The 20,400-nt window shown below is 55.0% G+C and carries 13 protein-coding genes and 1 tRNA gene; 7 read left to right on the plus strand and 7 right to left on the minus strand.

The annotated features are described in order from the left end of the window. Positions 1-372 precede the first annotated feature (372 nt). Positions 373-1,620, minus strand: a complete 1,248-nt coding sequence (locus PT279_RS06615; RefSeq protein ID WP_277166631.1) for a choice-of-anchor L domain-containing protein — start codon at positions 1,618-1,620, stop codon at positions 373-375. A gap of 387 nt (positions 1,621-2,007) precedes the next feature. On the opposite strand from PT279_RS06615, the gene PT279_RS06620 reads away from it, so the two are divergent. Then, positions 2,008-2,631, plus strand: a complete 624-nt coding sequence (locus tag PT279_RS06620; protein ID WP_277166632.1) for a hypothetical protein — start codon at positions 2,008-2,010, stop codon at positions 2,629-2,631. Between the two features lie 12 nt (positions 2,632-2,643). Here the strand turns inward: PT279_RS06620 and PT279_RS06625 are convergent, their stop codons facing one another. After that, complete coding sequence (locus tag PT279_RS06625; protein WP_277166633.1) at positions 2,644-3,381, minus strand: response regulator transcription factor; 738 nt, start codon at positions 3,379-3,381, stop codon at positions 2,644-2,646. 90 nt (positions 3,382-3,471) lie between these two features. Then, positions 3,472-5,073 carry an ATP-binding protein gene (locus tag PT279_RS06630; protein ID WP_277166634.1) on the minus strand — a complete coding sequence of 534 codons (1,602 nt, stop codon included), beginning with the start codon at positions 5,071-5,073 and terminating at the stop codon, positions 3,472-3,474. A 112-nt stretch (positions 5,074-5,185) separates the two neighbouring features. Between PT279_RS06630 and PT279_RS06635 the strand changes: the two genes are divergently transcribed. Further along, positions 5,186-7,156: a PspC domain-containing protein gene (locus PT279_RS06635; protein ID WP_277166635.1), complete on the plus strand. Its 1,971-nt coding sequence runs from the start codon at positions 5,186-5,188 to the stop codon at positions 7,154-7,156. Between the two features lie 2 nt (positions 7,157-7,158). Further along, complete coding sequence (locus PT279_RS06640) at positions 7,159-7,902, plus strand: hypothetical protein (protein ID WP_277166636.1); 744 nt, start codon at positions 7,159-7,161, stop codon at positions 7,900-7,902. 172 nt (positions 7,903-8,074) lie between these two features. Here PT279_RS06640 and PT279_RS06645 read toward each other — a convergent pair whose 3' ends face one another. The 3 genes from PT279_RS06645 to PT279_RS06655 form a co-directional block, all read right to left on the minus strand. Then, a complete protein-coding gene (locus PT279_RS06645) occupies positions 8,075-9,802 on the minus strand; it encodes an acyl-CoA thioester hydrolase/BAAT C-terminal domain-containing protein (protein WP_277166638.1) in 1,728 nt (575 codons plus the stop codon). A 327-nt stretch (positions 9,803-10,129) separates the two neighbouring features. Beyond that, a complete protein-coding gene (locus PT279_RS06650; protein WP_277166639.1) occupies positions 10,130-10,816 on the minus strand; it encodes a DUF4125 family protein in 687 nt (228 codons plus the stop codon). 105 nt (positions 10,817-10,921) lie between these two features. Beyond that, positions 10,922-13,144, minus strand: a complete 2,223-nt coding sequence (locus tag PT279_RS06655) for a DUF4037 domain-containing protein (protein ID WP_277166640.1) — start codon at positions 13,142-13,144, stop codon at positions 10,922-10,924. Positions 13,145-13,365: 221 nt separating this feature from the next. Between PT279_RS06655 and PT279_RS06660 the strand changes: the two genes are divergently transcribed. After that, positions 13,366-15,375, plus strand: coding sequence for a DUF6020 family protein (locus PT279_RS06660; RefSeq protein WP_277166641.1), 2,010 nt, complete (start codon positions 13,366-13,368; stop codon positions 15,373-15,375). A gap of 110 nt (positions 15,376-15,485) precedes the next feature. Here the strand turns inward: PT279_RS06660 and PT279_RS06665 are convergent. Next, positions 15,486-15,562, minus strand: a tRNA-Pro gene (locus PT279_RS06665). 310 nt (positions 15,563-15,872) lie between these two features. Here PT279_RS06665 and lysS point away from each other — a divergent pair. The 3 genes from lysS (at position 15,873) to menA (ending at position 20,197) form a co-directional block, all read left to right on the plus strand. Beyond that, complete coding sequence (gene lysS, locus PT279_RS06670; protein WP_277166642.1) at positions 15,873-17,537, plus strand: lysine--tRNA ligase; 1,665 nt, start codon at positions 15,873-15,875, stop codon at positions 17,535-17,537. 144 nt (positions 17,538-17,681) lie between these two features. Then, on the plus strand, positions 17,682-18,980 hold the full coding sequence (locus PT279_RS06675) for an MFS transporter (RefSeq protein ID WP_277166643.1): 1,299 nt from the start codon (positions 17,682-17,684) through the stop codon (positions 18,978-18,980). A gap of 179 nt (positions 18,981-19,159) precedes the next feature. Next, positions 19,160-20,197, plus strand: coding sequence for a 1,4-dihydroxy-2-naphthoate octaprenyltransferase (gene menA, locus PT279_RS06680; RefSeq protein WP_277166644.1), 1,038 nt, complete (start codon positions 19,160-19,162; stop codon positions 20,195-20,197). Positions 20,198-20,400 lie beyond the last annotated feature (203 nt).

Genomic DNA, 20,400 nt, shown 5'->3' on the forward strand with positions numbered 1-20,400 from the left:
TATCACGCGCGTGAGCGGACGCTGCCGCCTCGCTGCTCCTGATCTCACTCATAACACAAAATGATAACACCAATCACGACATGTTCAGCATAGACATGCATCGCATGGCTGCAGGCAATTCATGGAACAAACCGGAAACTGGGCTGGATAGGACATCTTGGCCTGTTGATGGTTTCCCGCCATTATCTCGCATGCTATGGCGGCGATGAGCATAGGGCTGTCGTCAGAGTTGGGCAGTGTGAGCCCGTCCGTGTGATTGCGTTAGTCGGGCACCGGTGCGCTGGCTAGAGTGGCACAGTTCACCGGTGCCCGAGGAAACGAGCTAATTGTCGAGCGTGGAGCCTTTCCGCAACCCGAACTGAATGGAAGGCATTAGCTGTTGTAGCGTTTGCATACTAGCATTCCGCAGGCGGCTGTCAGCAGAAGAAGCATCAGACTCAGCGCTGGAAGTATCACCGTTCCCGTATCCGCAAGCGTATTGGTTTGGTTCGTTTGGCTCTGGCCCACAGGCGTCGGAACGGCTGAATAGACATATGTCACTTCCTGCGTCTGATTGGCAAAGGTCCCGTGTTCATTGCCCTGCAGTTGTTGGAATACATATCCGTTAAAGCTCTTTTTATCAGTCGTATACGGATCGCCTATATTACCGGTAAGGACAACGTCGTCTGACAAATGCTTCCCTGCTTGGTCTACATAATGAACATTCACGGTACCTAGTGATTTCATGCTGTTCTTTTGAATCGCGACAAATGAATTGTATATATTGTCGTTCGCATCAGCAAGCACGATTTTGATGTGGTTTGTTTTGCCTTTGTTCACTGGAGCTGTTACTGGCAGCACTTTGGTAAGTCCGCCGAATTGGGTTCCCGGAAGAGGTTTTATCGTGGAATTGGAATTATCGATAAAATATCCGCTGTTCGTGTTGGCGTTGACGGTATTGATACTCACAGGGTTATTCGATCCGGGGATCAGCGCAACGTTCGCACCATTTACCAGGAAAGCAAAGGTGTCATTGTATTCACTTCCGACAAATGCCGGATATTCCTCTGACCCAAATACATAGTTGAACGACAGTGTGGAGCCTTTGGGTACAAAATCGAATTCCAATGAGATCGCATCATGAGTCTCTGGGGCGCCAAGAATCGTATCCAAGTCGGAGTCGCCGGGAGTGCCTAGCGCCGAATGTCCTCCAGTGATGTCGCCTGTGGAAAAGAGGAGACCATTATCGATTCCCAATGTGGTTTGTCCGTGGGCAAAGGTTCCAGCCGCAAGAGGGGAACCCGTTAATTTCACATTCGAAGCCGCGAGGGAATCGTCGGCAAGCAAAACCTTCAACAATTCATCGGCGTTTGCCTGTGTCACGCTTACGTCAGACGGTGTGCTGTCTTGAGTATTTACTTGTTGTGGTGCTTCTCGCAGCAGCGAATGCTGTGCCGGATCTCGAGCGACTTCCGCGCTTGATGCAGAATCTTTTGTCTCTTGAGGGGCTGACGTTGCCGGTTCAACGGCCTGAGCGCAAGTTGGAACAAGCAGGAGAGTAGCCAGGATGGCCGCACTTGCACTTGTTATGCCTTGTAAAGTCCGTTTCCCAAGCCGTCTTCTGTGCTGTTCGCGTGTCATCGCCAACCTTTTCTCCCTGAGATGTTGCTGCTAGTAAACAATATTTTTAAGTAATAATAAATATCGCTAGCTGAGGTAAGTATAGGTGCTGTCCAATAATTTACGCAAATTAGGTTTTGAAATTAGGTGAGAGACCTGGTCCCGTTTGGTTTCGATCGACGGCATTCGAATTGGCAATAGGAAATTCTTCGCTGATTGAACCGAGTCCCTATTCAAAAATCAGAACCCAATCTGGACAAACTGTAGAATATTGACTGGTTACGGAATCTGAAAGCATCTACCTGTTTTATGGATCCGTCCGCAAGGTCTATTTTATTTAGCCTGGTCGTGTGAATCGTCTATAAGAATAGAGAAGTTAGGATTTCGATTGACGGTTTGTAAAGAGGTATGACAGTTGTGACAACATCAATAACCGACGTGGTGTTTGGGCTTGATGGGGTGCTTGTTGAGTGGGATGGGCGGTTGCCGATTACAGGGCAATATCCTCAAGGCATCGCAGATATGATGTTTGATCCGCAGGACGTTTGGGGGATGGAGTTTTATCTGGCGATGCTCGAAAGCGGGTGGAGCGAGGAACGGGTGCTTGCTTCGTATGAGTCGCACCATGGACCGGCCATTGCGTGGGTACTTAAGATGTACCTCGACCATGAGCAAGACGGGTTCGTTGGCATGATACCGGGAATGCCTGAGTTGCTGGGAGATTTGGACGCTGCCGGAATCCGTTTATGGGGATTGGCGAATACGACGAGAAAACATCTGAAACTAGCTCAGCAACGTTTCCCGGAACTTGGCCTATTGCGAGATTTTGTCGTTTCTTCTGAGGAAAGGCTTCTGCTGCCTGATCCGGTTCCGGTGCGTCACGCCATCGAGTATTTTGGCATTGATTCAGGAACTACTTTGTTTGTCAACAACGATGAGCAGATTGTCAAGAAGATTGGAAAATTTGGCTTCCAATCGGTCAAATTTAGAGATGCAGACAGCCTGCGAAACGTGATTCTAGCAGTTGCCTGAAGCCCTGCGTTCTCACACAATCCTTCGGTCGGCGGCCCAGCGGGTGAGCTCGGTGCGGTTGGAGAGCTGCAGCTTTTTCAACACCGCGCTGACGTGGGTTTCCACGGTCTTGATGGAGATGAACAGTTCAGCGGCGATTTCCTTGTAAGTGTAGCCGCGGGCGATGAGGCGCATGACCTCCTGCTCGCGGTGGGAGAGCTTGTCGAGTTCGTCGTCGTGTTCGGCCTGGCCCGCGCCTTGGAAGGTGGAGAGCACGAATCCGGCCAGTTTCGGCGAGAAGACGGCGTAGCCTTCGTGGACTTGGATGATCGAGGAAATCAGGTCATCGCCGCTGATGGTTTTGGTGACGTAGCCGCGCGCGCCGGCACGAATCACCGCACCGACATCCTTTGGCGAGTCGGAGACTGAAAGGGCGAGAAAAGCGGAATCGGGGGAGAGCGGATGCGATTTGAGCAGTATTTCCGCGCCGCCTCCGCCTTCTCCGCCAGGAACGTGGACATCGAGCAGCACCACGTCCGGCTTGGTGTCAGCAATCATCGCCACTGATCCTTCGACGTCAGGCGCCTGCCCGACGATAGCGAAATACGGGCTCAGCGTGGCAATGACCCCGGCGCGGAACATCTCATGGTCGTCGACCACAGCCACGCGAATGTCGTGATGGCCTGCGTCTGATTCGTTGCCGTGTTGTGCGTTGTCTCCGTCTGTTTGACGAATGTCGTTCGTGGTCTGATTTGAGCTGTCGCCGTTCATGTTCCCTCGTTGTCGATATTTCCATTGTATTGACGCTGTTGCCAATCATGTCAGCTTGTCTTTGTCAAAAACCTTGATAACCATTCATGATTATTTTTCGTATTTTGTATTTCTTTGTTTTCCTGTTTCCGGTTGCCTGTCTTCTGTTGGTATGCCATCAGCGCTGGCGTTTTCTTTGGGAATTGGCATGGTCATATGTATTTCCGTGCCCCAATTCGGGCGGGATACGATATTGACGCTACCGCCGCGCCGTTCGATGCGACCGATGATGGACTGACGGATGCCAAGACGGTCGGGTGGGATGGCGTCCTGGTCGAAGCCATTGCCGTGGTCGCGCACGAAAACTTCGGCCTGTGCGGCCCCGACTTCGCAATAGACCGAAATCGGTTCCGCGCCGTGCTGGGCGGCGTTCAACATTGCCTGTTCGCTGGCGTTCAACAGGGCGTCGGTCTGAGCGCTGGGTTGCGTGTCGCCGACGGTCACCACGTCGATGGCCTCGCCGAATTCATCCTCGATGTGTGCCGTGATGTCCTTGAGTCCGCTGCTCACCGACCGGTCCGATGGTATCCGTTCCTGATAAAGCCATCGGCGCAGCTCGCGTTCTTGCTTACGAGCCAAGGTAAACACGGTCTTGGGCTCGTCGCTGTGCAGCTGGATGAGTGCGAGCGTTTGCAACACGCCGTCGTGCAGATGGGCGGTCATGTCGGCGCGCTCCTCCTCACGTTCTTTCAGAGCGTGTTCGTGGCTCAGTTCGTGGATGAACCGGTTGGCCAGCGGGATGATGGCCAAGGCCACCCCGATAAGCAGCGCAACACCGGCGATTGCCGCGGAAATCGGCAGATGATGGCTGAATGTGTCGGAATCGGCGCAAATAAAATAGCCTATCGCCATCAGCGCCACGCCGATCAGCAGGTAGCGTATCTGCCCGTCCTCGGCGTTGAAGCGAATCCATGCCACGCCGATACCGCATAAGGCCATGAATATGCCGAAGGTAAGGTCGCTTTGCAGAGGGCTCACCTCAAGGATGACCGCCAGCGCAATCAGCGCAATCCCGATCAGCGCGATAATCGAGGGCTTTGAAGCGTTTTTGAGTGCTTGGGCGATGCTTTCGGGCCCGTTGTTGTTCTCGTCGGTCTTGGCTCCGTTCGTCCTCCCGCTGCCGATTGCGGTTGACGGCGATGAAGAAGGTCGGGTTGCTTGTTGTTGGGCATTGAGGGAGTCTGCATTATTGGCAGAATTGCGGGTATTGTCGGATAGGGAATAATCGTTATTTCCGTAGCGCAACCGTTGACTATTGTCAATATTTCCGTATGACAATGGTGCGCTTGCAACCCTTTGCTCGGCTTCACGTCGATCCTGCTCCGCCGTCAACGGGTCTCCTGCAGGAACGAACGCCCACAAGAAGATATAGGCCACGATACCTGCGCCGAAAAGGAACGTTGCAGCCACAAAAGCCAAGCGGATCCAGACCACGGGCACGTTCAAGTGCAGGCTCAAACCCCGGCATACCCCACAGAAGATGCGCTTCTTTTTCGGACGCAGCAACGGCAGGCGTTGTTTCGGCGTCACGGGGAATCCGCTTGCCGGCGCATATTGCTTCCAGCCGTATGTCGGCTGGTTGCGCGGGGCTTGGCGCTGGTTGCGCGGATCCGGGGTTGCCCGGTTGCTCGGCGCGTTCTTCGATGGCTTCATACCTCCATTGTGCATGATTTTGTGGAATTCAGGGTGCGTTCCGGTGAAAATCAGGGTTAAATCAGGGTGTTCCCTGACCCTTTTGAGAGTTTCGGGATGCTGTAATAGAACCATGAGCAACAACACTTACGGCAACGGCTATCAACAGCCGACCAACATGAGCAATCCCGTTCCGCCCCGGCACGACAAGGTCGACCGCTTCTTCGCATGGATTCGCGGCAGCGGCCTGATGCGCGGCAACAACCGTTGGATCGCGGGCGTATGCGACGGCATCGCGGTGCGTTATGGGCTGAGTCCTGTTTTCGTTCGTGCGATTGTCGCCGCCTCCACTCTGATCTGCGGTTTCGGCGCGGCGTTCTACGCGGCGGCATGGGTGCTGCTGCCGGATTGCCGTGACGGTAGGATTTCGGGTGAGGAGCTGGTTTATGGCAAGTGGCAATGGTCATTGCTGGGGCCGATTATCTTCATGATCATCGCGTTCTGCTTTCCCGGTATCGGCGTATTGCTGGCCATTATCGCGGTGGTGGTATTGCTGGTTATGATCAACAGCCTTGCGAACAAGGCGCAGGAGCAGCGTGGGGCCGCTTATTTCAATAACGCGCGGCAAGGGCAGTATCAAGGTCAAGCGCAGCAGCCGCAAGGCCAATATCAGGCCGGACCGATGCCTTATAATTCAAACGGCAACGCAACCCCGACTTTCTATGGGAGCACGAATTGTGCGCCGTATGCCCCGCAATCTTGGCAGCAAACGCAGGGAAATCCGCAAGACGGAGCCTCGGAAGCCCAAGGAAACAACGAGGCGACGTTTCGCGAACAGGGCGATGTAGACCCGAACACTGACTTTGGCGAGTCTGCTGGGCAGAGCGGCTCCGGTGATAACAGCCGGGTATATTCGGATGCCGCGCAAAACGGACAGCCTGATGGGCGTCAGCGCACTTCCGGTTTCAACGGCCGCGAGTCTTCTGGTCAGTCTTGGGCTTCACCGTTTGCTGATAACGTGTCGCCAAATGCTACCGTTCCTCCCACCTATATGGCCGAACCGGCCCAGCCTTACCGGCAGGGCATGTCGCAAGGCGCCACAAGAACGTGGGGCCCGAGGCGCACGCGACGCAAGCCGGCGGGATTCGTGATTGTCCTGCTCGCGCTCGGTGCCATCCTTCTGTCGGGCGCTCTTGTTGCAATACAATGCTTTGGCAACGGCGGTTATATGGGCACGATTCTCCAATACGGAACGTACTGGACTGGCGGGATTCTGATATTCCTCGGCGTCGTTATCGCCGTGCTTGGCTTGGCTGGACATCGTGCAGGAGGGCTGCATCCTTTGGTGTGGATCGCGGCATTTATAGCGGTGGTCTTTGTTATTAGCGATATCGGTTATTCCGTGGTGTTGACTGGTTTGGAACAGGAGGGCACGTCCTACACCCAGGTCAACGTCAGCGGTTTCAAAGCCATCGACGGCAGCGAAGACCGACAGTTCAAAAAACTCGAACAGGGAACTGCGATTAAAGGTCACCGGCTCGATGACGATGCCATCAACATCGATCTGAGTGATTACGCCAAAACGCATGGCACCCATGATGTCACCTTGAAAGACGGCAGCACAATCCAGTCCGGTTGCCCGACAGGAACAATCAAATTGACCGACAGCAAGGCTACGGTTTTCGTCACGTTGCCGGCGGGTTGCTCCTACGGGTTGAGTCATGAATCCAACGACAAAGTCGATGGCAGCACGGTCAGGGTCGAGACAGAAGACGGAGCGGTTATCGTCGACGGAGTGTATGCGGGCAGCGAAGTGGGCACGAGGTCGCTGGGCAGCGGCTATGTGGCCATCGGTCGTGACATGCAGGTTGGTATCGGAGGTATGAGCTATCAGCGCATCGGTTACGGTAGCGGTTACGACAATGATCAGGACTACCAATGGTTCACCGAGACCAAGAAGATGCCGAAAAGGGGACCCGAACTAATTATCGACGCGCCATACATCGTCGAAGGCCGCGTAACGGTGCAATATCCTGTGGAAAGTACCGTGCCCAGTTACGCGCAATTCGCCAAAGGCGAGACAAACGGGGCATGGAGGCGATGAAAATGAGCAACGAATCGAATGAGGAGAACGAAATGACGAATCCGATTTCGGATAACGACATGGCTGAGACTGCCGCTATGCCAGCTCAAAATGGCAACGGCGATACTACCGAGACCATGCCAATTCAGAATATTGATGCCGGCGATACGACGGATATCGAGGCTGTTGCAGTTCAAAACGGTAATAATGACACTACCGAGACCATTTCGGTCCAAAACGCTGATGTCTTTGCCGATGATGCCGAAGACGATGATCTTGCGCAAAACGGTAATGCTGCAGGTGAGTCGTCAGAAGCGGAAGGAAGCCGAACTGAGACCGAAACGGGGTCCGAGAGCGTGAATCAAACCGAAGTTGGAACCGGCAGAACCACATCGGATGCCCCCAATCAGGCCGGATATGTGCCGCCATCGAGCTTTGCCAATGGGCCTGCCCCTTCCGGAGCCTATGTACGTGTGCCCCGTGACCTGCCGCAACCGATGCCGCAACCGCAACCGCCTGCTGGGCCGAGCAAGGCGACCATCGTGCTGAGCCTGTTGCCGTTGTTCCTGGGAGCGGTGATGCTGTTTGTCGGTTCTGTCTTCCCGATGGTTTTTGGTTCTGTTCCGGGAAGTGTCGACGTGCGCTCGCTGATTGCTTTGTTCATCGTTGTGCTGGGAGCGTTGCTGATTGGACTTGCCGTGTTGCTCGGTCTGGCATCGCTGATTCAGAAGGGCACTGCGAAATGGAAGGCTAGAAGACGGCAATAAGCAGTTTGCGGAATAAATGATAATAAATGGTGGTACTTCAACGATGGCTGCGCGATGATTATGACGTTTCGCAGCCATCGTTTGGTTTGACAAACATAGTATTAAGCGAGTATGGAAACAGTGAGACTTACTGTTTCATTGCTTTGGTTCTTCAAGATTTTGCAAGTACCTTTTAGAGACTGAAGAGCCCGAAAAATGCCATCATCGTCAGTGAAATCACCGCTTCGATGACGCACAGCGCTGCGACGATGAAGTGTGCGGGAGTCCAGAAACCTTGGGATTGTTTGCCTGCTGAGCTCCTGCTGCCGCGTGAGCGCCAAAGTTCCATAATCAGCCAGGTCAGCAACGCGACGTTGATGAGCGCGATGACTTGCAAAAGCACCCAGCCCCAGTTGAGCAGTGTGCCGCGTGGAGTCAGCGTCAATGCGGATTTCGCCGCGGTGATGACGTAGATGAAGAATGCCGCGATGCTGAGTACCGCACAGCAGCCGTTTAGAGTCAAAGCTGTTGTGAGGCGATGTGGGAATCGGTTCTGTGCGGCATCCCCCCAAGAGAGTCGAACCCTTGTGGTCTTTGTCGAAGATTGGCTCACGATATTCTTGTCAATCAAACTTGAGGAATCTTGCTTGTTTTGTTTTCTCAGATGTCCAATTGCGATACAAATTCCGACAATCCCTGCCATCAAAGCACAAAGAACAATCGCAGCCAACAGCGCCAATATCGTACTCAACGATCCGATGAGTCCCGGCTTGACGCTGGCAGGAACGGCGAGTCGTTGGTGCGGTTGGTTTCCGGCAATCTGTGGCGTTGCCCAATCACTGGATTTCGTGCCGGCGGCGATGGCGTTCGTCCAATCCTCGAGGTCATGCGTATAGTGCTTGTCAAGTGGCAGACCTGGCACGGAAGTGTGCGCTCCGACGCGCATCTGGTGATTGGCGTGGTAGTAGCGTACGAGCACGTTCTTGTTTCCGGCAGCAGAGGCACCGTCGATGATATCGGTCGCGCCCTGCTCGATTGGCATGGAAAGGTCGTCGGTGCCAAAGCTGATCAACAGTGGCATCGCGAGGTCTTTCAGATACTGTTCGGCGGGAAAATCGGCATATTGCAACCCCAGCGGGGCGAAATCAAGCCCGATGAATTTGTCGACATCGCGGTTGAGGCCGTTGGGCGCACCAACGGCGGAAACGTAGGTGTTGGCGGCCATCGCCATCTGTCGCCGTCCCGAAACCGCAGGTGGCGAGGTCAGCATCATGAAGGGAATTGCGCCGGGATGTTGATGAGCCATCGCCTCGGCAATCCACGTGCCCTCTGATTCCGCATAGATTCCGGCTTTTCCGGGATCTACATCAGGTTGCGCCCGCAGGGTTTTGAGTGAGGTCATATAGTCTTCGGCCATCGCGTAATAGTCGCGGTGGAACGTGGTGTAAGTGTCAAGCCGCTTGTCTGGCACGAGCGTGACGATGCCCGCCGAACTCATGGCTGAAGCGATGTCGCCGTAGACCTCGCTGGCTTTGCCGGTTCCTGCCCCGTGGATGAACAATGTCGCCGGCCGCAAGCCGTGCGCGCCGACAGGGGAGCGCAGGATCGCGTTGATGGTGACGTTCGGGGCGAGCTTGATGTGCAGGTTGGTGGTCTTTACTTGATAGGTGCCTTCTTGGGCGGTTTTGAGCACGTTTTTGGCGTTAGTGCCATTTCCATTTTTCCCGGTTTGAATACCTGTATTTCCTGCAGTTGCCGTGTCGCGGGCTTGGATAGTGGAATAGTCGGAAGTGACTTCAATATGGTGCGTCAGCGGTTCCACGTCCCATCCTGGCATCATCGCCGCGCTCAACGTCGCCAAAATGGCAATAAGGGCGACGAAGACAGCCATAGACGGCAGGAATCGTTTCAGAAATCGCATGCGTGCCACTCTATCTCATTCTCGATATTTTGCGTTCTCGATAGCAGGAAACGGGAATCTCGGGAAAATTGTGTAATAAAGCTGTAAATACGTAGCAGGGAAGGCGAATAGGGTGGCCTTTCATGTTTCCGTGCTGTAAAACCAACATAAACCAATCGAAAGAATGGCTTGTTTGCGCGATAATGTATTTCAGGTTATCCTTCATTCGCAGCACGGAACACAGGATCTTAGATTTACAATGTTCAGTGCTGCGAATGAAGGATTTCGTGTCAATATTCAGTGGTCTTCGTTATAAAAATCACAGAACATACAACGATGCGCGCGGACTCATTGTTGTAATGTCTCGGCCTCGTCGAGTGATTGGAAACCACCGAGCAGTACGGTGTTGCGGATGGTCTCTTCCGTCAGGTTGCGGTTGGCGGCGGCGAGGCTTTCGATGAAGTCGCGATACAGTCCGAATGTCTTGTCGGAATACGTGCCAAGTTCGCCGCGCAGGTAGGTCTCGAACGACGTGTTTTCGTGGGTGTCCTCGGCGGTACGCAGCACGCGCATCTCGCGTCCGAGCTTGGGGTAGTGGCTGCGGAAGTCATCGGCCCACGCCACTTGCTGGGCGATGACCTTCTCCTGCTCGGCAACGCGTTCGGCGGAGCGCACGGGGATATACGGCTCGATGGTGGCGTGATATTCCTCTGGCCAGGTCGAGATCATCATGCGCCCGTACTTTTCGGTGATGAGGTTGCGCCCGACGCCATCCGCCTCGTCAAGGTCATCGGCGTAACTTTTCAGCAGCGGCATGGGCCAGGTCATAAACTGGCTGGCTCGCATCTGGTGGAAGGTTGGCCAGTTGCCTTGGCAAGCCGCGCGCCCGCCTTCATTGTCCGTCTTCTGAAACTGGTCCCATTCGTGCTTTACCACGCGTTCCAGCAGGTCGAGTCGCTCTTGGTCCGCCGAGGAATTTGTGTTCGTGTCGTTGCTCGTCGGTGTCGTTTGCTTCGTTGCGTTTTCAGTCATCATTGCTCTTTTCTTCGGTATGTCTGCGTCGCATATCCTTATCAATTCAATCGTTGGTATCCTGTTACCGACTCTAGTAGCTTCGGCAGGAATTTTTGTTGTACAGGTTTACAGGCTGTGCAGTACCGGATTGTCGCTGCCGATATGCGCCTCGACGTAAGGTCGTTGCCACTCAAGGAATTCCTCGTCGCTGTTGGTCAGGCCTTCGCTCTTGAGCTCCGCGACGATTTCGCCGCAGATGTGCTCGACGGTGGTTTGAATCTGTTCCTGTGCGGGTGCGGAGCCTTTGCCGCCCTCGCCGAATCCGGCGCCGCCGAAGCAGGCTGCCGAAGAAAGCCGCAGAATCGTTTCGAGCTGTTCGCAGACATCCGGCAGGACCGTTGACATCCGTCCGGAAAGCCGTCGCAGTGCCGCGAACTGCCACTTGTAATACGGCATGTATCCGGCGCGGATCGGCTCGTTGATTAGGAAAACGAACGAGCATACGTTGCTGACAAACTCGCGGATGGAAAGCCATGCCGCCGCCCCGTCGCCACGCTTGAGCATTCGTGGCAGGTTGTATTGCCCGGCTTGTGCGATCATCCCCAGTCGGCGTGAAATCAGCGAAAGCCGCACATCGTCCGGCATCATCTTGAAGCCTTGCCGTGTCTTGGAAACGGCACCGAGCGGGTCGGCAAAGATCTCACCGTTGGTAGCTGCGGCGAGCGTCGGTTCGTCGAGCAGCAGCCATTCATGGGGCTTGTTGTCGCCGGGAGCTTGCGGATATCCGGTGATGCCTGCGAAGAAATCGCCGATACGGAAGACTCCGGTGCGCCTTGAACCGCCTTGAGCTCGAGCTGTGGATTCGCGTGGCCCGAAACCCATGAATTCCTGCGGTAAGGCTTCGTAGTCCGTCTGCAGTCTCTCGCCGATTGCCTCGTAATCCTCGTCGGTGAGCCAAAGGCAAAAGCCGGGCCCGAAATCGTGATCCTGCGAATATTGGTCATCAAACCCGTAACATTCTGAGCCGTGTCCGACCAGACCCGCGGCGATGCGACCTTGATATTCCGGGTATTTCTCAGCAATCATCGGCTTGCCGCACTCTTCCCAGTAGGCGCGGGCGAGCTTGAGTCCAGGGATGGCCGGCTTGTTTTCTAAGGTTATATGGTTGGCCGCAGAATGGTCAGAAGTTGGAGAGACGTCATTTTTGCAATGTTCAGGTGGTACTGGAGATATGGCATTATTGTCGGTTTTTTGAGTGTTTCCAATCTGAGTGGGGTTATTATCCGATTCTGATGTCTTGGAATTTCGGGCCGCTTCCTTGGCCGCGCGTGCGGTCTCCTCGACCTGAGCGAGATTGCCGGCGGTAATCCGGTAATAATCGGTGTCGGTGCCGTAGCATTCCTCGATGACTTTGAGCGCCTGCCGATAGGAATCGATGGCCTTGTCGAACAGCCCGGCCGCAAAGCAGGTCTGCGCGTACCCGGCCAAGGCTGAAGCGAAGTGGGCGCTGTGCTCAAGGTGTCCGTTCCTGTAAATTTCCAGTGTTCTGGAAGAGTGATTCATGGCCTGTTCAAGCAGCGAATCGACGGTTTCGGAAGAATCGGAATTTTCGGAATCTTGAGCTTGTCCGTTCTGCCTATTTTTCGCCGCTTCGGTCGCTCGCTGCAGCAGTACCAGCGCGAGGTTGGTGTGCGTGGAAGCCACGTCGATGTCGGTTTCGGGATCGGTGCTTGACGCTTCAAGAATCGAAAGCGCCTTTTCGAGCTCGGCCTGCGCGGCCTTCAATTTCCCGGTTTCACTATAGAGCATCGAAATGTTGTTGTGCAGTGCTGCCATCCGCCGGTCCGTGGGTTCGAGCGTCTTCTGCGCCGATGCCAACGCCTGCTTGTAGAGGTCTTCGGCCTGGTCGTACTGCTTGGCTGCGCGCATGCCGGTCGCCGCGTTGATAAGCGTGGTCGTCCATGCTTCGGTGCCTTCGATGCCCATCTTTAACCCCAGTTCCAGCGCCCGCTGGATAACCCATTGGTTGTCCTTGTGCCGCCCGTGCGAGCGATAGAAGCCCATGGTCTCGTTCAACACGGTCAAAAGCCCCGCGTCGTCACCGGCGTTCTCCGCGTCAACCATCGCCTGTTTGAGGTAGGGTTCGGCCTTGTCTCTGGCCTCGTGCGCGTCGAACAAGGCATCGAGTCCCTTCAGGAATTCGTCGGTGTCGAATGTTGCACCGGGAGACGGGGCAGCGGCATTGTTCGGGTCGCTGGCATCCTCGGGTTGTCCAGAAAGCGAAGAATGTTCCTCGCTGAAGGCCCGCAAAAGCTCTTCCGGCGTTTTGCCTTGCGCGTTGTCGTCCATGACTGCTCCTTTGTCGTTTTCCGCTTCAAGTCTATTGCCGGTTATGATATTCAGAGGTCTCATTTCCATGTGAGCTATGTCACAGGATTTTGGTTTTCCCAATAAACCTTTGTATCCGGGAAGCTTGTGTTATTTCGACGAACCGGCACGCTAGACTAACCGTAGATATAGGAAACAGGTCTTGTTACGGCGATTGCCGGCAATATGGCAGGGGAGCAGTGGTGGAGGATAAGCGAATTGGCCGGTCCGGCGATACGCCGGTGGCTCGGGAAGTGACCGCCGATATTCCGCTCGAATCGAGAGACACCAGCGTGTGGTTCAAGATTCGAAATTTCCTGCAGCCTTCGAAAGTCGGCTTGCTTATTCCCGCCGTGCTTGGCTTTATGGTCGCCTGCTCGAGTCAGGCCGCGCAGTTCGGATGGGTTCCTTTCGACCACGTTTATCTCTATTTGCAGGCGGTCGGCTATGCAATGCTGTTCGCCGTGCTGTATATGGTCGCATACCGCGGTGTGGAATTCATGAGAACCCGCGTATTCGACGGTTCCAAGGCAATCGCGGGCGGGGAAACTACAACTGCCAATTCTGCCGTTTCGCCCCACAAGCGTTTCGCGTCCATCCGCCGTTATTTTCATTTCCGCTATACGGAATGTCCCTCCGCTATCGCCGCCGACGCCTCGATATTGCTGTGTTGCTGGCTGCCGTATATCGTTCTGCTCTTCCCGGGCGTGATTCATTTCGACACTGGCGATCAGATCGCGGAATACTACGGCATGCCGCTTTACGGGATGAATGCCGGCAAGATCTGGGACCACCACCCCTTTCTTGACACTTATCTGTATGGCTGGTTCGCGACACTGGGCAAGGCGCTTTTCGATAATTACAATATCGGCATGTATATATACGCGCTGTTGCAGGCTGTTGGCTTTGCGTTCGGCATCGCATGGCTGCTGGCCTACTTAGGCCAAACCAATCTCAATCGTAGGATGCTGCACGTTTTTGCCGCGTTCTTCTGTTTCTTCCCGGTGGTTCCGATGTGTGTCATGTCGATTGCAAAGGACACGACCAGCGCGATGCTGTTCGTTCCATGGGCGGTGATGTATTGCAAACTGGTCGACAGCAAACTTGAACTGACGCGCAACCCGTGGTTCGTCGCCGCGTTCGCGCTTGACGGGCTGCTCGTGGCTCTGACCAAAAAACTTGGGCTCTATATCGTCGTGCTCTGCCTGCTTGCCTTGCTTATCGGCAAGTTTGCGGCGAAACTGAAGGTCGCTATGGTGACGCTCGCAGTGGTGTTGTTCGTCATTGTAGACATGGCGCTGCCGAAATTCGTTTACCAGCACATCAACGTCGTTCCGGGGACCCCGGAAGCCGCGCTTGCGTTGCCGATTCAGATGATGGCCCGAGCCGCGTACGATCATCCCGACGATATCAGCGATGAAGATCGCAAGGCCGTTGACGATTATCTTGAATATTCGTGGGATGAAATCAGCCAGAACTATGATCCGTGGCTTGCCGTGCCTGCCATCGGCTGGACGGTAAAGGGCAAGGTCCCGGTTTCGCGCTTCGCCAAAGCCTGGCTCGATGTCGGAGCGCGCCATCCCGATTCATACCTGCAGGGCTTCTTCTGCTTGGAGGCCGGATGGATGACCTTCGATGCCTTCAGCGTCAAGGACCAGAAGATTCCCAAGCCGGTTTCGGTGGTGATGCTGCCGATGACCACCTCCGACACCGCCACCTACACCTATGGCATGCTCCAGCCGCACACCCCACCGACCGAAGCCAGTGAGACCGTCAAGCAGCTCTATCGCACCATCGTTGATACGCCTGGTATCAATATCCCCTTCTTCATGGCGTTGTGGACGGCGGTTTTGCCAGGATTCGTGTTGTATTATCTGTGGCGGCGCAGGAAAGAACAACGGAAAAAGATGCTGGCAATGTCCAAAAGCGATAACGCTGCAAGTCGATCAGACCGGGTTGATGCCGATGGTCGTGGTAACCAGCTTGCTGCAAGTATCAAAGCTCAGACCTTGTCCGCCGGCCGAAGTCTGCTGCTCAAATGTCTGCCGTGGCTCTTGACCGCTGCCAGTCTTTACGTTTGTGCAGAAAGCCTGTCGCGTCCAGGACGTCCTTCGCCCACGCGGTTTGTCTTCCAGCTGGTTTTGCTGACGCCTATGGTGATTGGATTCGTGTGCAGCGGCAGGGAACAGAAACCTCATCAGGCCGAGCAATAACGCCCGTATGCCACGACTGCATCAACGCGTCACCGTGCAAGTACAGTCATAGAGCGGTCATGACTGCTCTAGATATGACGAAACCCCTTGCAAAACAAGGGGTTTTTAGTTGGTCGGGCTGGCGAGATTTGAACTCGCGGCCTCTTCGTCCCGAACGAAGCGCGCTACCAAGCTGCGCTACAGCCCGATGAACAACAGCAATCATGATACAACGACCCCGCGGACGAGTCCAGTTTGCGTGTCGAACGCAGATTCTCCTGTTTGCTGTTGCTGGATTGTCGTGGAGTACGCTGCAGGCGGCTACGATGCTGGCCTATTGGTCTGATTTTGCGTCTTTCCCCGCACTAAGTGGGGTACATGTGCGGGGAATGACGTATTTAGCGCGGCAAAATGCGTTGTTTTCCGCATAAATGTGTGTGGAGTGCGGGAAAAGGCGCAAATGAATCCATAGGAAATACATAATCGTGTGTATCGGCTGCTCGGTACACTCGGAAGTTATGAGCGAAACGAATGAAACCGGCGAAAACCGGAATGAAGAAGAGACAGAAAACCCGGTAATGTCCACCGTAGAGCGTGCGGAGCTGCGCTTAAAGCAGGACGAGGCCATCGCCGAAAACATCAACGAAGGCAAGTCCTTCGACGAGGCCATCGACCCGACCAACAAGGAGTTTGGGCCCGAAGGCCAGCCGGAGCAGGTGCAGATGCGTGTAGCCAAGCGTGCCCAGATGCTTAAAGACGGTGTTGCCCCGTATCCGGTTGTGGTCGAGGTCAGCGATACGATTCCGCAGGTTCGTGCCAAGTATGAAGGCAAGCTCAAGGCGGGCGACGAGACCCAGGATGTGGTCTCCATTGCCGGCCGTGTGCTCTTCCTGCGCAACGGCGGCGGCCTGTGCTTTGTGCAGCTCGCTGCGGGCGACGGCACCAAGATTCAGGGCATGATTTCCAAAAAGGAGATTGGCGCAGACTCGTTGAAGGCGTTCAAGCAGTTCGTCGATCTGGGTGACCACCTTTATTTGAAGGGTCGCGTGATCGCTTCCAAGACCGGTGAGCTCTCCGTTTTTGCCAGCGAGTGGAAGATTGCTTCCAAGGCATTGCAGCCGCTGCCGGCGCTTCACAAGGAACTGACGGAAGACACCCGCACCCGCAAGCCGTATATTGCCATGATCGCCGATGAGAAGATTCGCGATATGGTTCGTAAACGTTCCAAGGTCGTCACCTCACTTCGTAATACGTTTGCCAAGGACGATTTCCTCGAGGTCGAGACTCCGATGTTGCAGACGGTGCACGGGGGAGCGGCCGCCCGCCCGTTCATCACGCACATGAACGCCTTCGATATCGACCTCTACTTGCGCATCGCACCGGAACTCTTCCTCAAGCGCTGCCTGGTCGGCGGCATCGAGCGCGTTTTCGAGATCAACCGCGACTTCCGCAACGAGGGCGTCGACGGCACGCACGCCCCCGAATTCACCATGCTCGAGGCGTATCAGGCCTACGGCAACTACGACACCATCGCAGCGCTCACGAAGAAGCTCATCCAGCAGTCGGCCATCGACGCGTTTGGCTCCACCAAGGTCACCCTGCTCGACGGCAGCGAATACGATTTCGGCGGCGAATGGAAGCAGATTTCCATGTACGAGTCCCTTTCCGAGTCCTTGGGCGAGGAGATCACGCCGGAAACGTCCGTGGAACACTTGGGTGCCATCGCCGACAAACTCGGCGTGGAGCGCGACGAGGTTGAGAACCACGGCAAGCTTGTCGAGCACCTTTGGGAGCACTTCTACGAGGCCGGCTTGGGTGCTGAAGTCCCGACTTTCGTGCGCGACTTCCCTGTCGAGACCAGCCCGCTCGTGAAGGCTCACCGTTCCAAGAAGGGTGTCGTGGAGAAGTGGGATCTCTATGTGCGCGGCTTCGAGCTGGCCACCGGCTACTCCGAGCTCAACGACCCGGTGGTGCAGCGTCAGCGCCTGGTCGACCAGGCCAAGGATGCGCTCGCCGGCGATGTCGAGGCAATGGACATCGACGAGGACTTCCTCGAGGCGCTGGGTGTGGGCATGCCGCCGGCCGGAGGCATGGGCATGGGTATCGACCGCCTGTTGATCGCCCTGACGGGTGCTACCATCCGCGAGACCATCACCTTCCCGCTGGTCAAACCGCTCAACTGAGCACTCAGTAGATAGTAGATACAATAGATAGCGACGAATCGTCCATCTCACGCAATGTGGGGTGGACGATTTTTTTAAAAAAACAGTGAGAGCAGGCGGGTGTTTTAAACCCGGCAAAAAAAGAATCTATTTTATAATATTACAGTGAAACGCAGAAAGATTGACGGCTGGCCCGTCAAGTTGGCGGTGCTCTCCATCTCGACGATACTGGTCAGCGCCCCGTCGGTCAATGGTGCGCTGCCGCAGATGCGTGATTCGTTGCATGTCACCCAGGCTCAGGTCGAGGCGCTAAGCACGATGCCGAATCTCACTGCCGTCGTTTTCATATTGCTTTCAAGCTTTGTGGCGGCCAAAATCGGATTGAAGAAAACCGTCACCATAGGTTTGGTGCTGACCTGCCTGGGTGGATGCATGCCTGTGTTCATATCCGATTACCCGCTTCTCGTTGCCAGCCGTCTTGTGCTGGGGGCCGGTCTCGGGCTGTTCAATTCGCTCGCGGTCAGCGTGATCAGTACGTTGTATCACGGCTATACGCGGGCGGGCATGCTTGGAATCCGTAATTCGACGGAAAATATCGGGCAGGCGGTGCTGACGTTTGTGGCTGGGCTCCTGCTCGATATCGGTTGGCATTTCACCTTTTTGATCTATCTGCTCGCAATCCCGCTGATGTTCGTTTTCGATATCATGGTTCCCGATCCGCAAAAGGTCGAAGAGGGGAAACGAAAACCGCCTGCCAGGATCGAAAAGAAAGCCAAAGACTTTGCCAGAATTGAAGAGGAAACGTGGGCTTCTGACAATAACTCCATACAGGCCGGAACGCAAAGCGAAGGCAAGGATCGCCTTCATCCGATCGTCTATTTTCTGTTTGTGCTTTGCATGATTTTGACGATGAATGGCTTTGCCGTGCTGGTGCGTTTTCCCTCCATCGCCGTGGCCATCAAGGGCAAAACCTACAATCCCAGCACGTTGCTTTCGCTGATGCCGATTCTGGGAATCATCGCGGGCTTTCTTTTCGGTATCGTCCACCAATATCTTAAAAGCAATACAATTTATGTCGGCATGATTCTTTACGCGTTGGTCAATCTGCTGCTGGGGTTCTCCAGCGATAATTTCGCCGTCCTGCTTGTCGGACTCTTCCTCTCCGGCGTACCGAATGCATGGTGTTTCCCCTATATCTACAATCTGCTCGGCGAAGTCTGCAAAACCGGCAAGGCGCTGAATTTCGCGACGGCGCTGATGCTGGTGGGTTGCAACGTGGGTGCCTTTCTTGCCCCGTATGCCATGCAGGTCATTCAGGTGCTGAGCGGGGGAGGGAATCTGCAGGTTCCGTTCCCGATTTTCGCCGTGCTTGACCTTATGCTTTTGGCCGCTTTAGCGCTGATCAACCGTCGTATGCTGGGGTCGGCGGCCAAGGAACCGGAGAATGTCGGCGATGACAATTGATGCTTGTTGATATTATCTGTTTAATGCATCGATTGATGTGACTGGTTTCTCGCTTTCCGACAGCTCGGCAATCTTTGCATAAGCGGGAAATGTAGTCAAATCTGCTATGATTTTACTGGTTAAACAAATTGTGCCGTCGCAATAAAACGCCGGTTTGCTTTTAGGAAGTTGGGATTGCGTTGAAGAATCTGGATTTGTGGGTCAACGGGCTGCGCCCGAAAACATTGCCGGCATCCATCGCCCCCGTATTGGTCGGCATCGCGGCAGGTTATCGTATGCTGAAATCTCAGCCGTGGGGTTGCACTACCAGCAAAGAGCAGATTGAGTCTTGCACAGCGGGGCCGAGCCCCTTGAGTGCTTTGGCTGCGGACACGTCCTGGGGGAAGTTCGCCCTACTTGCCGTCCTATGCGTCGTGGTTGCGTTGTTCATCCAGATTGCGGCAAATTTCGCCAATGATTATTCCGATGGCATCCGTGGCACCGACGTTGGTCGGGGCGACGCTGAAGTCAAAACCGCCAAACCACAACGTCTGACGGTTTCCGGACGCGTCAAGCCGGGCCAGGTACTCGCCGCCGCCGGGGTCAACGCCTTCATCGCCTGTGTTGCCGGCTTGGCGATCACCATCGTCACTGGTCATTGGTGGCTTATCGCTCTCGGTCTCCTTTGCCTGCTCGCCGGCTGGTTCTATGTCGGCGGCAAGCACCCATACGGTTACGCCGGTTTCGGTGAGGTCGGCGTCTTCATCTTCTTCGGGTTGGTTGCCGTGCTCGGCACACAATATGTGCTCATAGGCCGGGTCAATGCTGAAGGCGTTCTGGGAGCGGTGCTTTGCGGGCTCTTCTCCTGTGCCATTCTGATGGTCAACAACCTGCGTGACGTCGATGAGGACAAGATCAGCGGCAAGATGACGCTTGGCGTGCGTCTGGGACGCAAGAACGCGCAGACCGTGCTGTTCGTCACCTACCTTGTTCCGCTGGTGATTACGGTGGTCGGCGCTTTGGTCCCGTTGGCTATGCTTTTCCGTCATTTCAGCGTGGCCGGCATCGTTCTGGCTGTTCTCGCCGTCGTCTTCGCGCTGGTGTGCGTCAAAGCGGCAACCGGCTTGGTGCGTAGCATCAACAGCGGCAACTTTGTGAAGGCTCTGCCGATGTGCAGCATGACGGTTCTCCTGTTTGCCATCATCTTCATCATGGTGGAGATTGCGCTGACGCTGTAAACGAAGGCCCGGCACAAGGTCATGGGCGTCGTCAGGCCGATGGATTCCCATACGGTTCTGCCGTTGGTCGGCGTTGACGCGTTGCTCTGTGCACGTTTGTATTCGTCTTCGCAGCCGATGTGTTTGCTGCTTGACGATTAGTCGGTTTATTTAGTGAGGCAATTAACTTTAGTGTTATATTCGGATGATTGTTAGCGTTAACG

The organism is Bifidobacterium sp. ESL0784, from assembly GCF_029433295.1.
In the GTDB taxonomy this organism is placed as follows: domain Bacteria; phylum Actinomycetota; class Actinomycetes; order Actinomycetales; family Bifidobacteriaceae; genus Bifidobacterium.